The 12,830-nt window shown below is 73.9% G+C and carries 17 protein-coding genes; 4 read left to right on the forward strand and 13 right to left on the reverse strand.

The window, feature by feature from the left end:
• Window positions 1-67: 67 nt before the first annotated feature.
• From ACZ5HG_RS17595 to purT, 4 genes are all read right to left on the reverse strand, one after another.
• Window positions 68-577 carry a GNAT family N-acetyltransferase gene (locus tag ACZ5HG_RS17595; protein ID WP_464178734.1) on the reverse strand — a complete coding sequence of 170 codons (510 nt, stop codon included), beginning with the start codon at window positions 575-577 and terminating at the stop codon, window positions 68-70.
• Between the two features lie 239 nt (window positions 578-816).
• A complete protein-coding gene (locus ACZ5HG_RS17600) occupies window positions 817-1,182 on the reverse strand; it encodes a hypothetical protein (RefSeq protein WP_464178736.1) in 366 nt (121 codons plus the stop codon).
• A 208-nt stretch (window positions 1,183-1,390) separates the two neighbouring features.
• Window positions 1,391-2,023, reverse strand: coding sequence for a TrmH family RNA methyltransferase (locus tag ACZ5HG_RS17605; RefSeq protein ID WP_464178738.1), 633 nt, complete (start codon window positions 2,021-2,023; stop codon window positions 1,391-1,393).
• Between the two features lie 8 nt (window positions 2,024-2,031).
• Window positions 2,032-3,243, reverse strand: a complete 1,212-nt coding sequence (gene purT / locus ACZ5HG_RS17610) for a formate-dependent phosphoribosylglycinamide formyltransferase (RefSeq protein WP_464178740.1) — start codon at window positions 3,241-3,243, stop codon at window positions 2,032-2,034.
• Between the two features lie 88 nt (window positions 3,244-3,331).
• Between purT and ACZ5HG_RS17615 the strand changes: the two genes are divergently transcribed.
• The gene (locus ACZ5HG_RS17615; RefSeq protein WP_464178742.1) at window positions 3,332-4,066 is read left to right on the forward strand and encodes a VTT domain-containing protein; all 735 of its coding nucleotides are present in this window, start codon (window positions 3,332-3,334) and stop codon (window positions 4,064-4,066) included.
• A gap of 32 nt (window positions 4,067-4,098) precedes the next feature.
• Window positions 4,099-4,863: an HAD-IIA family hydrolase gene (locus ACZ5HG_RS17620; protein WP_464182203.1), complete on the forward strand. Its 765-nt coding sequence runs from the start codon at window positions 4,099-4,101 to the stop codon at window positions 4,861-4,863.
• 1 nt (window position 4,864) lies between these two features.
• Here ACZ5HG_RS17620 and ACZ5HG_RS17625 read toward each other — a convergent pair whose 3' ends face one another.
• Both ACZ5HG_RS17625 and ACZ5HG_RS17630 read right to left on the reverse strand, forming a co-directional pair.
• Window positions 4,865-5,485: a hypothetical protein gene (locus tag ACZ5HG_RS17625; protein WP_464178744.1), complete on the reverse strand. Its 621-nt coding sequence runs from the start codon at window positions 5,483-5,485 to the stop codon at window positions 4,865-4,867.
• Window positions 5,482-6,033 carry a hypothetical protein gene (locus ACZ5HG_RS17630; protein WP_464178746.1) on the reverse strand — a complete coding sequence of 184 codons (552 nt, stop codon included), beginning with the start codon at window positions 6,031-6,033 and terminating at the stop codon, window positions 5,482-5,484. The genes ACZ5HG_RS17625 and ACZ5HG_RS17630 overlap by 4 nt, the downstream gene beginning before the upstream one ends.
• Window positions 6,034-6,213: 180 nt before the next feature.
• Between ACZ5HG_RS17630 and ACZ5HG_RS17635 the strand changes: the two genes are divergently transcribed.
• Window positions 6,214-7,026, forward strand: coding sequence for a YwiC-like family protein (locus ACZ5HG_RS17635; protein WP_464178748.1), 813 nt, complete (start codon window positions 6,214-6,216; stop codon window positions 7,024-7,026).
• 12 nt (window positions 7,027-7,038) lie between these two features.
• On the opposite strand, the gene ACZ5HG_RS17640 is transcribed toward ACZ5HG_RS17635, so the two are convergent.
• The 7 genes from ACZ5HG_RS17640 to ACZ5HG_RS17670 all read right to left on the reverse strand — a co-directional run bounded on the left by ACZ5HG_RS17640 (window position 7,039) and on the right by ACZ5HG_RS17670 (window position 11,779).
• On the reverse strand, window positions 7,039-7,614 hold the full coding sequence (locus tag ACZ5HG_RS17640) for a LemA family protein (RefSeq protein ID WP_464178751.1): 576 nt from the start codon (window positions 7,612-7,614) through the stop codon (window positions 7,039-7,041).
• On the reverse strand, window positions 7,611-8,474 hold the full coding sequence (locus ACZ5HG_RS17645; RefSeq protein ID WP_464178753.1) for a type III secretion system chaperone family protein: 864 nt from the start codon (window positions 8,472-8,474) through the stop codon (window positions 7,611-7,613). The genes ACZ5HG_RS17640 and ACZ5HG_RS17645 overlap by 4 nt, the downstream gene beginning before the upstream one ends.
• Window positions 8,471-8,596, reverse strand: a complete 126-nt coding sequence (locus ACZ5HG_RS17650; protein ID WP_464178755.1) for a hypothetical protein — start codon at window positions 8,594-8,596, stop codon at window positions 8,471-8,473. The genes ACZ5HG_RS17645 and ACZ5HG_RS17650 overlap by 4 nt, the downstream gene beginning before the upstream one ends.
• Before the next feature lie 80 nt (window positions 8,597-8,676).
• Window positions 8,677-9,555 (reverse strand): hypothetical protein, encoded by an 879-nt coding sequence (locus tag ACZ5HG_RS17655; protein ID WP_464178757.1) that lies wholly within the window; start codon window positions 9,553-9,555, stop codon window positions 8,677-8,679.
• Window positions 9,552-10,364, reverse strand: a complete 813-nt coding sequence (locus ACZ5HG_RS17660; protein WP_464178759.1) for a hypothetical protein — start codon at window positions 10,362-10,364, stop codon at window positions 9,552-9,554. Before ACZ5HG_RS17660 ends, ACZ5HG_RS17655 begins: the two co-directional genes overlap by 4 nt.
• 16 nt (window positions 10,365-10,380) lie before the next feature.
• Window positions 10,381-10,956, reverse strand: coding sequence for an orotate phosphoribosyltransferase (gene pyrE / locus ACZ5HG_RS17665; protein WP_464178761.1), 576 nt, complete (start codon window positions 10,954-10,956; stop codon window positions 10,381-10,383).
• Window positions 10,957-10,996: 40 nt separating this feature from the next.
• Window positions 10,997-11,779: an SDR family NAD(P)-dependent oxidoreductase gene (locus ACZ5HG_RS17670; protein ID WP_464178764.1), complete on the reverse strand. Its 783-nt coding sequence runs from the start codon at window positions 11,777-11,779 to the stop codon at window positions 10,997-10,999.
• Between the two features lie 200 nt (window positions 11,780-11,979).
• On the opposite strand from ACZ5HG_RS17670, the gene ACZ5HG_RS17675 reads away from it, so the two are divergent.
• Window positions 11,980-12,786, forward strand: a complete 807-nt coding sequence (locus ACZ5HG_RS17675) for an exodeoxyribonuclease III (protein WP_464178767.1) — start codon at window positions 11,980-11,982, stop codon at window positions 12,784-12,786.
• Window positions 12,787-12,830 lie beyond the last annotated feature (44 nt).

A 12,830-nucleotide genomic window follows, 5' to 3' on the forward strand; every position in this document is an offset into this window, starting at 1 on the left:
GGGCGGCGGTGGGAGACGGTCCCCCACGCTTGTTTCGGACCGATCGTACGCACACCGTATGTACAGATCAAGCCGATTCGGCGGAGAACGTCGCCTGGAGGTCCTTGGTGGTGAGGAACAGCCGGAGGTCGTGGTGCGCGAACCGCCGGAACCCGTACTTGAGGTAGAAGCACGCCGCGTCCTCGTGCAACGCATCCACGACGACCACCTCGAACCCGATGTCACGCGACGCACGGTCGAACCGTTGCAGCGCATCCACCAGCAGCAGGCGTCCGAGCCCCTGGCCCTGGTATCGCCTGTCGACTGCCAGCCGAGCCAGCAGCACCGCGGGCACGGGATATCGATGCGCCCTCCCGTCGACGGCGACCGCCTCGTCCGGCTGCAGCTCGTAGGCCAGGCTCGTGAAGTAGCCGGCCACCCTGACCTCGGCCTCGTCGGCGGCGATCATGGTCCGGGCGTTGTTCCGCCGGTGCTGCTGGGACGCCTGCGAGGTGAGCCAGCCGTCGAGCAGCGGCTCGCCGCAGTCGAACTCGCTGTGCTTCACCAGCAGGCTGCTGAACTCCCGGACGATGATCACCGCACCACCCCCTCCGCGAGCAGCATCTCCCGCCCGGGGGAAGCCGCACCAACGGCTCTCAGCGGCCTCTCAGGTGGGCGGCGGGGCCCTCGCCCTCGGGGACGAGACCCGCGCGATCCGGCAAGAACCACCCGTTGGCGGGATGCATCCGGCTCAGGCCGACGCACCGGACGGCGCCGGAGATCGCACTGATCTCGCGGACGTCTCCACCGTGGCGCCGGCGCGGGAGCGGCCACGTCTCAGGACGAGAGGAACAGGCCGGCCGCGACACCGGCGAGGACCGCGTAGGCCCAGGCGAACCGGCCCGCTCGCCCGCCGCCGAGCGCCTCGACGGTCATCGCGACGACTGCCGCGATGACGATCGGGGCCAGGGCGCGCCAGTCGACGTCACCCAGGTTCCGCAGGAGGGACGTCACGGCGAAGACCCCGAGGACCAGCGCGAAGGCCGCCGGCCAGCGGTCCGTCGATCCCCCGCTCGATCCGCTGCCGACTGCACGCTCCGGCGCGGACTCGTCGCGTCGCCGCGCTCCCACGAGCCGCGCCAGCGGGGCTACGAGGGCGACGAAGCCGACCACGGAGAAGACGGCCCAGCCCGGCTCGCTCATGCGACGTCACCGCGGGTCGTCCGGGGCCAGGTGGGCATCTCTCGTCCTCTCGCAGTGATCTCGGGCGACGGCGGTCCAGCCGCGCACCGGATCATCGGCCCCGCTGGTCGCCTCGATCTGCCGTCGTGCGTGGTTCCACGCAGACGCGCGTGCGTACCAGCACGCAGGTCTCGGCCCCGACAGGTCGAGAGCCACCCTCAGCAGCAGGTCAGCCCGCGTGCTGCGTCATCCACGCGTGCATCGCGATCGCCGCCGCGGCCCCCGCGTTGATCGACCGGGTCGACCCGTGCTGGGTGATGTGCAGGACGACGTCCGACCCCGCCCGCGCCTCGTCGGACAGCCCCGCGGACTCCTGCCCGAACAGCAGCACGCAGGCGCGCGGCAGCGCCCGCCCCTCGATCGGCACCGAGCCGGGCACGTTGTCGATCCCGAGCACCGGCAGCCCCTCGGCGGCCGCCCAGGCGAGCAGGTGGTCGACGTCGGGGTGGTGGTGCACGTGCAGGTAGCGGTCGGTGACCATCGCCCCGCGGCGGTTCCACCGGCGGCGGCCGACCACGTGCACGCCGGCGGCGTTGAAGGCGTTGGCGGTGCGGACCACCGAGCCGATGTTGAGGTCGTGCGACCAGTTCTCGATCGCGACGTGGAACGGGTGCCGGTGGGTGTCGAGGTCGGCGACGATCGCCTCGACGGTCCAGTACCGGTAGGCGTCGACGACGTTGCGCCGGTCGCCGTGGGCGAGCAGGTCGGGGTCGTAGCGCGGATCGGTCGGCCAGGCGTCGGGGCCGCCGGGCCAGGGGCCGACGCCGACCTCCTCGGGGTCGCGCGGGTCGTCGGCGTCCACCAGGGGCCTCAGTCCAGCGTGACGGTCAGCGCGTCTGCGGCAGCACGCGCCCGGTCCAGGGCCTCGGCCACGTCGCCGCCGCGCGCCACGGTCACCGCGACCCGGCGCCGGCCGGCCACCGACGGCTTGCCGAACAGCCGGACCTGCGCGGTCGGCACCGCGAGCGCCGCGTCCACCCCGGCGAACCGCGGCACGCCGGTGCCCTCGGCGAGCACCGCCACCGACGCGGCGGGGCCGAGCACGGCGATCTCCGGCACCGGCAGCCCGAGGACGGCGCGGGCGTGCAGGGCGAACTCCGACAGGTCCTGCGAGGCCAGCGTGACCAGGCCGGTGTCGTGCGGGCGTGGGGAGACCTCGGAGAACAGCACGTGCTCCCCGACCACGAACAGCTCGACGCCGAACACGCCCCAGCCGCCGAGGGCCTCGGTGACGGTCGCGGCGACGTGCTGCGCCTCGGCGAGCGCGGCGGCGGGCAGGGCGGCGGGCTGCCAGGACTCGCGGTAGTCGCCGTCCACCTGCACGTGGCCGACGGGCTCGCAGAACGTGGTGCCGCCGGCGTGACGGACGGTCAGCAGCGTGATCTCGGAGTCGAACCGCACGAAGCCCTCGACGATCACCCGCACCGCGGCGCCGTCCTCGGCGGTGGCCCGTCCGCCGGTCTGCGCGGCCGTCCACGCCGTCTCGACGTCGGCGTCGGTCCGGATCACCGACTGCCCCTTGCCGGAGGAGGACATCACCGGCTTCACCACGCACGGCAGCCCGACCTCGACGATCGCGGCGCGCAGGTCGGCCAGCGAGTCGACGAAGCGGTACGGCGAGGTCGGCAGGCCCAGGTCCTCGGCGGCCAGCCGGCGGATCCCCTCGCGGTCCATCGTGAGCCGGGTCGCCCGCGCCGTCGGGACCACGCGCACCCCGGTCTCCTCCACGTCGGCCAGCACCTGCGTGGCGATCGCCTCGATCTCCGGCACCACCACGTGCGGCTGCTCGGCGTCCAGCACCGCGCGCAGCGCCACCGGGTCGAGCATGTCCACCACGTGCGAGCGGTGCGCCACCTGCATCGCCGGGGCGTCCGGGTACCGGTCCACCGCCACCACCTCGACGCCGAGGCGCTGGAGCTCGATCGCGACCTCCTTGCCGAGCTCGCCGGATCCGAGCAGCAGGGCGCGGGTGGCGCCGGGGGTCAGGGGCGTGCCGATCGTGCCGTCCGTCGTCTGGGTCACGGGGTTCATCCTGGCAGGCCGGAACTCGCACAGTGTCTGCACACCGGGCGGCACGGGCCGCCCCACCCGCCGCCGTACGCTGGGAACCATGCTTCTGTCGACCGCGTTGGCGGCCACCCTGCACGCCGCCGGTCCGATGCCCGCGCTCGGCCCCGACTGGCTCAACGCCGACCACCTGATCCAGTCCTTCGGCACGTACGCGCTGATCGGCATCGTGGTGGTCGTCTTCATCGAGACCGGTCTGCTGTTCCCGCTGCTGCCCGGCGACTCGCTGCTGTTCACCGCCGGTGCGCTGGTCGCGCAGCAGAAGCTGGACTTCCCGCTCTGGCTGCTGTGCGTGCTGATCTTCGCGGCGGCGTTCCTCGGCGACCAGCTGGCGTACCTGATCGGCGCCAAGGGCGGGCGCAAGCTGTTCGCGCGGCCGGACTCGCGGATCTTCAAGCAGAAGTACATCGACGAGACGTACAAGTACTTCGACAAGTACGGCGGCCGCACGATCATCATCGCCCGCTTCGTGCCGATCGTGCGCACCTACGCCCCGGTCGCCGCGGGCGTCGGCAAGATGAGCTACCGGCACTTCGTGTCCTTCAACGTGATCGGTGCCGCGCTCTGGGGCGTCGGCGTCACGCTGCTCGGTTACGCGCTGGGCAACATCTCCTTCGTCAAGGAGAACATCGAGGCGCTGCTGGTCCTGATCGTGCTGATCTCCGTGGTGCCGATGGCGATCGAGGTGCTGCGCGCCCGCCGCGACGCCAAGCGCGGGGTCGCGCCGGAGGAAGCCACCGAGCGCGCCGAGGTCGAGCGCAAGGCCTTCGAGCAGTGACCGCCCGACCGATCAGCTCCTGGCTGTCCGACATGGACGGCGTCCTGGTGCACGAGGGCGTGGCCGTGCCCGGCGCCCCCGAGTTCGTCCGGGCGCTGCGCGACGGCGGCCACCCGTTCCTGATCCTCACGAACAACTCGATCTTCACGCCGCGCGACCTGCGTGCCCGCCTCGCCGGCTCGGGGATCGACGTGGACGAGGCGTCCCTGTGGACGTCGGCGCTGGCCACCGCGCAGTTCCTCACCGACCAGGAGCCGAACGGCTCCGCCTACGTGATCGGCGAGGCCGGGCTGACCACCGCCCTGTACGAGGCCGGCTACACGCTGACCTCGGCGGACCCCGACTTCGTGGTGCTCGGCGAGACCCGCACGTACTCCTTCGAGGCGATCACCCGCGCGATCCGGCTGATCCAGGGCGGTGCGCGCTTCATCGCCACCAACCCCGACGTCACCGGCCCCAGCCAGGAGGGCGACCTGCCCGCCACCGGCGCCGTCGCCGCGATGATCACCGCCGCCACCGGCCGGCAGCCCTACTTCGTCGGCAAGCCCAACCCGATGATGATCCGCTCCGCGCTCAACCGGATCGACGCGCACTCCGAGACCACCGCCATGATCGGCGACCGGATGGACACCGACGTGGTCGCCGGCATCGAGGCGGGCCTGCGCACGTTCCTCGTGCTCACCGGCTCCACCCGGCCGGACGACATCGGGCGCTTCCCGTTCCGGCCCACGCACGTGGTGGACTCGGTGGCGGACCTGATCGAGCGCGTGGGGACTGCCGGGCCCGAGGCGGGCTGACTCAGCCGACGAGCCCGACCGTCCGGGCGACGGCAAGGGCCAGGAGGACCCAGCCGAGAACGACCAGCTCGACACGCTGACCTGCGGAGAAGCCGCGCGCTGTGGTGGTCGACGTCGACCCGTGCCGGTCGATCGACCCGACCCGGAGGGCTGCCTGGAGGTGTGCCGCGAGCGCAGCGATCGGCGTGGTGCTGACGCCGTGCACGGCCCGAGCCCGATCGTCCAGGAGGCGGAAGCGGAGGCGGGCACCCCCGCGCGTCGTGACGACGAGGTGTGTGACGGTGTGATCGAACGACTCGATCACCGACCACGGGATGTCGGTGCGCACGCGACCTCGCCGCAGGTGCACTCCGCTCGCGTCGGCACGGACCGAACGGTCGTCGGCGAACGCTGCGAGGTAGGTCCCCCACCACCCCACGGCGAGGACCCACACCAAGGGCACCTGGATCCGCGATGTCGGATAGCCGAGCACGACCAGGCTCTGCGTCGCGAGCATCCAGGTGCTCATGAGCATCCCCGACCAGAAGAACAGCCGCAGGACGAGGGCGGTCCGCAGGGTCGGGCGGCGGATCGGCAGACGACCTGGCGGCGACGCAGCAGCTCCCACGTCGCGCCCGGTCATCCGAGCAGCCCCGTCATCCCGGCGAGGACGACCCCGACGACCGGGAACCAGATCGCGCCGCCGACGCCGGCGGCGATCAACGGACCACGACGTCGGAACCACGGCGTCGGCGTCGAGGACGACAACCCCCGCTGCGCGACGACGCCGGGGGTCGGCCTCGGGATGTCCAGCAGCCGCATCCGTCGGATGCGCACCCGATTGACCAGCGGCAGCATCCAGATCGCGATCGCCCCGAACCCCCACCATCCCCAGGCCATCGTCCGGGCGTCCGCATCGGCACGCGCGACCTCGGCGCAGGATCGGCACATCCACCCACTGCAGGTACGGATCGTGAAGAAGACCAGGACGCTGGACATGCTCTGCATGTCGACCTGAGCGGCCGGCACGCAGCCGCAGAAGCGACACTCACCGGCGTCGGGTTCGCGTCCGAGCACACCGTCCCGAGGATCAGGAACGGGCTTCCACACCTTGGGGACCTGGCTGCTGGTCGAGCCGGAGAGGCCCCACCCGACGACCTGCTCGGGACGTGCCGGGTCGCGGTCCGCCATCGTGCATCTCCTTCGCCGACGAGAGCGCCGTGCTGCCGCGTGCGCGCGACCGGCTGCCCGCCGGTCACCAGGACCGACCCGGGCACGCTAAGGGCTCGGACGACCCGGCCGACGCGATCTGCGTGATTTCCGCACGGACCACCGGCCACCGCGCAGGTCCGACCCGCCAGGATGGGGGTCGTGACCCTCGACGCCCGCCCCGCCGCACGCCGTCGCCGGATCCCCCGGGGCTGGGTGCCGAACCAGCACGGCGCCTGGGCGATGGTCCTCGCGCCCACCGTCGTCGGTGCGCTCGTCGCCGGGCCGCAGCCGTGGCACCTGCTGCTCCTGCTCGCGTGGACCGCGGCGTACTGCACCTACTTCGCCACGACACAGTGGCTCCGCTCCGGCCGCAAGCCCCGCTACCGCCCGCCGGTGATCGGCCACGCCGTCGCCACCGCCGTGCTCGGGCTCCCGCTGCTGGCCACCCACCCCGCGCTGCTGCGCTGGGCCCCGGTCTTCGCCGTGCTGCTCGCGGTGAGCCTCCGGTACGCCGCCCGACGGCAGGACCGGTCCTGGGGCAACGACCTGGTGACGATCGCGGCGGCCTGCCTGATGACGGTGGTCGCCGCGGGCCTCACCGCACCGGCGCCCGCCGGGATCGTGCCGCCCGGCGCCGACGAGCCCGCCGCGTGGGCGGCGACCCTGGTGCTCGGCGCGTACCTGGTCGGCACGGTGCCCTACGTGAAGTCGATGATCCGCGAGCGCGGCGAGCGCCGGACGCTGGCGGTGTCCGTCGGGTACCACGCGGTGCTGCTGCTCGCGGCGGTGGCGGCAGCCGTGGGCGGGTGGGAGCGGCCGGTCGGCGGTGCCGTGCTCGTGGTCGTCGCGGCCGGGCTGCTCGCCCGGGCGGTGCTGCTGCCGAGGCGCGGGCGGGTGCGGCCGGCGGTGATCGGTGCCGGGGAGGTGGTGGCGACCGTGGCCGTCACCGTGGGGACGCTGCTGGCGGTCTGACCCGCCGCCCGCTCAGCTGCCGAAGTCGACCCGCGGCGCCGCGCGCACGGCCGGGTCCTCGGCCTCGAAGTACTCGGCGCGGGTGAAGCTGAACATCGACGCGATCACGTTGGCCGGGAACGACTCGACCTTGGTGTTCAGCTCGCGCACGTTCGCGTTGTAGAACCGGCGCCCGGCGGCGATCCGGTCCTCGGTGTTGGTGAGCTCGGCCTGGAGCTGCTGGAAGTTCTCCGAGGCACGCAGCGCCGGGTACGCCTCGGCGACGGCGAACAGCCGGCCGAGCGCCTGGGTGAGCACGTTCTCCTGCTCGGCCTGCTGCGCGGGGCCCGTGCTGGGTCCGGCTGCGGCGGAGCGGGCCGCGGTGACGGCCTCGAACACGCCACGCTCGTGCGCCGCGTAGCCCTTGACGGTCTCGATCAGGTTCGGGATCAGGTCGTGCCGGCGGTGCAGCTCGACGTCGATCTGCCGCCAGGACTCCTGCACCAGGTTCCGCAGCCGGACGAAGCCGTTGTACTGCGCCACCGCCCACAGCAGGACGATGACGACGACCGCCGCGACGACGATGACGGCGATGATCAATCCGCTCACAGCTGCTCCTCGGTCGGTCCGGCGGTCATCGGATCGTATCGGTCGGCGGGCACCGGCCGGCGGCTGATCGGGTCCCAGCCCTGGTCCTGCCAGACGTGACGCGGGATCCGTCGTGCCAGGTCGAGCACCGCGGCGACCCGCTGCGCGACCAGGTCGGGGTCGGTCGGCCCGGGCCACCACACCAGCAGCCAGTCGCCCTCGGTGCGCAGGTTCGCGCCGCGCAGGTCGTCCGCCATCAGCCGTTCCAGGGTGGCGGGGTGCAGCACGCCGTGCACCGCGCGCAGGTCCGATCCCTGCACCCGCCACTCCGCGTTGAACTCCGGCGACTCGGTGACGACGTCCTGCGCGCGCAGGTCGCGCGTCGCGTCCTCCGCGTGCGGGCGCAGCCGGAGGTCCGGCAGCCGTGCCGGGGTCTGGAGCGCGACCAGGTGCATGAAGGTCCGGGTCGGCCGGGTGACGCCCTCCAGGCTCCGACGCACGGTGCACGAGCAGGTCAGGCGCCCGTCGGCCTCGTGGGAGAGCACGTCGATCGCGCGGTACGCACCTCCGGCGTCGAACGGCGCCCCGTGCCAGCGGGTCGTCAGCGCCGGGTCCTGCCCCGCGTAGCGCCAGCCCTCGGCCTGCGCCCACGCCGTCAGCGCGCGGTACGTCCGGCTGCTGCGCCCCCGCTGACCCGTGCGCCGCGGCACGAGCAGCATCCCGGCGGCCAGCATGACCAGTCCGGCCAGGAGCACCGCGAGCACCCCGCAGAGCGCCCCGAGCACGAGCGACCCGTAACCGAGCACGATCAGCGCGACGCCGAGGACGCGCCGGACGCGCCGGCCCTCGCCCTCGTCGCCCGCCCGGGAACGTGTCCTCACCGGCTCTCCGCGGTCAGGGCCGTCAGCATCACCGCCAGCGGGAACACCTCCTGGCCGCGGGAGAACAGGGAGCCGACACCGACGGCGGAGAGCACGGCGGCGACCTTCCGCCAGCGAGGCACGGCACGCTCCACCCCAACCGTCTCGGCGTGCCCGCCCCAGCGGTCCCGGCGGCTCCGGGTCCGCAGCGGGGGCGCGCTGCTCACGACCGCACCCAGGCGGCGGTGTCCTGCTCCGGCCCCGGACGTCGGCCGTGGTCGGCGAGCACGTGCCCGGGGATCGATCCGGCCAGGGCCGTCAGGGCGTCGACGAGCGGGATCACCTGGTCGACATCGGTCGGTCCGGGGCTCCACGTGAGCACGGCGGAGCCCTCGATCCGCACCGGGCGGTCGCGGAGCGGGCCGGTGAGCAGCAGGTCCATGGTGCGCGGGCCGAGCACGGCGTGCGCGTAGCGGGGGTCGTCGGACACGATGCGGCGGGCCCGGTCGAAGGCGGCGGACTCGACCTGGAGGTCCCGCACGCCCACCGCGTCCGCCACGCCCGAGGCGGTCGTCTCCAGCAGCAGGCCGAGATCGGGCAGCGCCGCCGGCAGGTCGACCGCGACGACGTGGTGCAGCAGGGGCTGCGTGCCCGGGCCCTCCGCGGCGTAGACGAACGAGACCACCGCCCGCCCGTCGATGCGCCCGTGCAGCGCCTCCGTGACGTGCCGACGCCCGGCGAGGTCGAAGGGCGGTCCGTACCACCGGTTCTCCAGCCGTGGGTCGACCTGACGCAGTGTCCAGCCGTGCGCCATCGCCCAGGCCGCGAGCAGGTCGAGACGACGACGCCGGGCGGCCGCGACCCGTCGGTCATGCCGCACCAGCGCGACCATGGCCGCGACGAGGACCGCCCACGACGGCAGGGCGATCGGCCGCTCCCCCGCGATCGACGCCCCGATCGCGACCAGCAGGACCAGGCATGCGACCACCACGCCGAGGATCGTCAGCAGCTCCGGCCAGGTCGGTCGCTGCCACCGCCGGAGTCGCCGACCGGGCTCGGCGGGTCCCGTCGCCGTGTGCCGCCCCCTGCCCGCCTCGCTCACCGCACCACCGGCTCCTCGGGGTCCCAGCCGTGGTCCTGCCAGACGTGCCGCGGGATCGCGTCGACCACCGTGCACAGCACCGCCGCCCGCTCGATCACCTGCGTCAGGTCGGTGCGCCCGTAGGACCAGGAGAGCACCGACGCCCCGCCGACCCGCATCGACGTGCCGCGGGCGGGGTGGCGCATCAGCGCCTCCATCAGGCGGGGGTGCACGACGCCGTGGGCGAACCGCAGGTCGGTGGCCTCCACCCGCCACTCGGCGTTGAACTCCTCGTGCTCGAACCGGATGTCCTGGCCGCCGAAGAACCGGGCGACGGCGGTGCCGAGGTGCTCCGGGGTGAGCTGGAGCGTGGGCAGCGACGCCGGCAGGTCGAGCGCGACGACGTGCCGGGTGTGGGTGGTGCGGTTCTTGCCGGAGCCGGTGGTCCACCGGTAGGTGAAGGACGTGACGGGGTGACCGCGGAGAACCCCGCGCAGCACCTCGGTCGCGTTCCGGGAACGACCCTCCCCGAAGGGCTCGCCGTTCCAGCGGTGGGCGAGCGTGGCGTCGGCGGCCTGGTAGGTCCAGCCCTGCGATGCCGCCCAGGCACGGTTGCGCTCGTGCCGCCGACGGGTCGCGTACGTCTCCGCGACCAGGCCGCCGACCAGCAGCAGCGGGACGAGCACCCACGGCAGCAGCGAGCCGCCGCTGCCGTCCCCGCGGCCGCCGACCATGACGGCGCCGATCACGACGACGAGCACGACCCCGCCGCCCACCGCGAGCACGCCGGGGTTCAGCGGAGGACGCGGCGGACCGCCGGGGGTGGTCATCGGAGGCCGTCGGCGCTCAGGCGAGACCGAGGTCGGACAGGCCGAACAGGAAGTGGTACGGCACGCCGAGCGCCTCGATCCTCTCGCGGGCGCCGGTGTCGCGGTCCACGATCACGGCGACACCACGCACGTCGGCACCGGCCTCGCGGGCGGCCTGCACCGCCTGGATCGGCGAGCCGCCGGTGGTGGAGGTGTCCTCCAGCACGACGACCGGGCGACCGGCGATGTCCGGGCCCTCGATCCGGCGCTGCATGCCGTGCGCCTTCGCCTCCTTGCGGACCACGAACGCGTCGAGGTCCTGGCCGCGGGACGCGGCGGCGTGCAGCAGCGCGGTGGCGACCGGGTCGGCGCCGAGGGTGAGCCCGCCGACGGCCTCGATCTCGGCGGTGCCGAGCCCGACCTCCTCCAGCCGGTCCAGCAGCACGTGCCCGATCAGCGGGGCCGCGCGGTGGTGCAGGGTGACGCGGCGCAGGTCCACGTAGTAGTCGGCCTGCCGCCCGGAGGACAGCGTCACGGCGCCGCGGACCACGGCGAGCTCGACGATCAGGTCACGCAGCTGCTCGCGCGGGGTGGGGGACATCGGGGTGCTCATCACGCCAGCCAGGGTAGCGAGCGCGCCAGTGCCCCGGGCGTCAGTCGTCGAGCGAGGGGCGGCCGGTGGCACGGCTCGCCGCGATCCCCCGCACCGCCGCACGCGGCAGCACGCGCAGCAGACCGGAGGCCGCCTGGTAGCGCAGGCTCGGCGTGGACAGCACCGCCCCGCGCCGCACGTCCGCGAGCGCCTGCGCGACCACCCGGTCGGCGCTCAGCCAGACGATCTCGGGCAGGCCCTGCTCCCCGGTCAGGCCGGCGCGCTCGTGGAACTCGGTGTGGGTCAGCCCGGGGTTGAGGGCGGTCGCGGTGACGCCGGTGCCGTGCAGCTCGACCGCGAGCCCCTCGGTGAAGGACCGCACCCACGCCTTGTGCGCGGAGTAGGTGCCCGAGGCCATGAGCGCGGCCACCGAGGCGACGTTGAGGATCGCGCCGCGACCCCGCTCGACCATGGCGCCGGCGGCGGCGTGCGACAGCACGAGCACGGTGCGGACCATCAGGTCGAGGGCGGCCTCCTCGCGGGCCAGGTCGCCGCCGACGAAGCGCTGCCCGAGGCCGAGGCCGGCGTTGTTCACCAGCAGGCCCACCGGACGCCCGGTGGCGCGCAGCCGCTCGGCCACCCGCTCGGTGTCGGCGCGGTCGGTCAGGTCGGCGGCGATCACCTCGGCGTGCACGCCCGCGGCGGCGCGCAGCTGCGCGGCGAGGCGTTCCAGGCGCTCACCGTCCCGGGCGACCAGGACGACGTCGTGCCGTGCGGTGGCGAGCTGCCAGGCGAACTCCAGCCCCAGACCGGCGCTGGCCCCCGTGACGAGTGCGGTTCCCATGCCGCCACCCTACGGAGCCCGCCACACTCTGTCCCGCTCCCCCTGCGTCGAGGTCGGTGGTTCGTGCAGGACACGCCTGCACGACACGCCGCGCGGGCCGCAGAACCACCGACCTCGCGGGATGGAGGGGTGGGTGGGGAGGGGTGGGTGCGGACAGGTGCGGGGCGGGGAGGTGGGTGGGGGCGGGTAGCGTGCCGGGCATGCGCCTCGCCACGTGGAACGTCAACTCGATCCGGGCCCGCGTCGACCGGGTGGTCGACTTCCTCCAGCGGTCCGGCACCGACGTGCTCGCCATGCAGGAGACCAAGTGCAAGGACGAGCAGTTCCCGCGCGAGGCCTTCGAGGCGGCGGGCTACGAGGTCGTCACCAGCGGGTTCAGCCAGTGGAACGGGGTGGCCATCGCCTCGCGGGTGGGGATCACCGACGTCGAGCACGCGTTCGCCGGGCAGCCGGGGTGGGGCGAGGAGCCGGTGACCGAGGCCCGCGCGCTGGGCGCGTCCTGCGGCGGCGTGCGGGTCTGGAGCCTGTACGTGCCGAACGGCCGGGAGATCGGCGACCCGCACCTCGACTACAAGCTGCGCTGGCTGGAGGCGCTGCGCACCGAGGCGGCCGGCTGGATCGCGGACGGCACCGGCGACCCGGCGCTGCCGCTGGCGCTGGTCGGCGACTGGAACGTCGCGCCCCTGGACACCGACGTGTGGGACATCGACTTCTTCGCCGGGCGCACGCACGTGACCCCCGCCGAGCGGGACGCGTTCACCGCCTTCGCCGCCGCCGGGTACACCGAGGTCTCCCGCGCGCACCTGCCCGCCGAGCACACCTACACGTACTGGGACTACCAGCAGCTGCGCTTCCCGAAGAACCAGGGCATGCGGATCGACTTCACCTACGCCTCCCCCGCGCTGGCGGCCCGGGTGACCGGCGCGGCGATCGTGCGGGACGAGCGCAAGGGCAAGGGCGCCTCCGACCACGTGCCGGTGGTGCTGGAGATCGCGGACGCCGCCTGAGCACCACCCGACCGGAGGGACGACCGGCACGGCCACGCTGGGCT

The sequence above is a fragment of the Cellulomonas sp. GTC20042 genome, assembly GCF_055389595.1.

What these genes read in the sequence shown, in the direction of transcription:
- ACZ5HG_RS17625 (WP_464178744.1), bottom strand. Translation starts at nt 5,485, where the DNA reads ATGACCGGGCGCGACGTGGGAGCTGCTGCGTCGCCGCCAGGTCGTCTG.
- ACZ5HG_RS17660 (WP_464178759.1), bottom strand. Translation starts at nt 10,364, where the DNA reads ATGACCACCCCCGGCGGTCCGCCGCGTCCTCCGCTGAACCCCGGCGTG.
- ACZ5HG_RS17630 (WP_464178746.1), bottom strand. Translation starts at nt 6,033, where the DNA reads ATGGCGGACCGCGACCCGGCACGTCCCGAGCAGGTCGTCGGGTGGGGC.
- ACZ5HG_RS17675 (WP_464178767.1), top strand. Translation starts at nt 11,980, where the DNA reads ATGCGCCTCGCCACGTGGAACGTCAACTCGATCCGGGCCCGCGTCGAC.
- ACZ5HG_RS17620 (WP_464182203.1), top strand. Translation starts at nt 4,099, where the DNA reads ATGGACGGCGTCCTGGTGCACGAGGGCGTGGCCGTGCCCGGCGCCCCC.
- pyrE (WP_464178761.1), bottom strand. Translation starts at nt 10,956, where the DNA reads ATGAGCACCCCGATGTCCCCCACCCCGCGCGAGCAGCTGCGTGACCTG.
- ACZ5HG_RS17615 (WP_464178742.1), top strand. Translation starts at nt 3,332, where the DNA reads ATGCTTCTGTCGACCGCGTTGGCGGCCACCCTGCACGCCGCCGGTCCG.
- ACZ5HG_RS17670 (WP_464178764.1), bottom strand. Translation starts at nt 11,779, where the DNA reads ATGGGAACCGCACTCGTCACGGGGGCCAGCGCCGGTCTGGGGCTGGAG.
- ACZ5HG_RS17600 (WP_464178736.1), bottom strand. Translation starts at nt 1,182, where the DNA reads ATGAGCGAGCCGGGCTGGGCCGTCTTCTCCGTGGTCGGCTTCGTCGCC.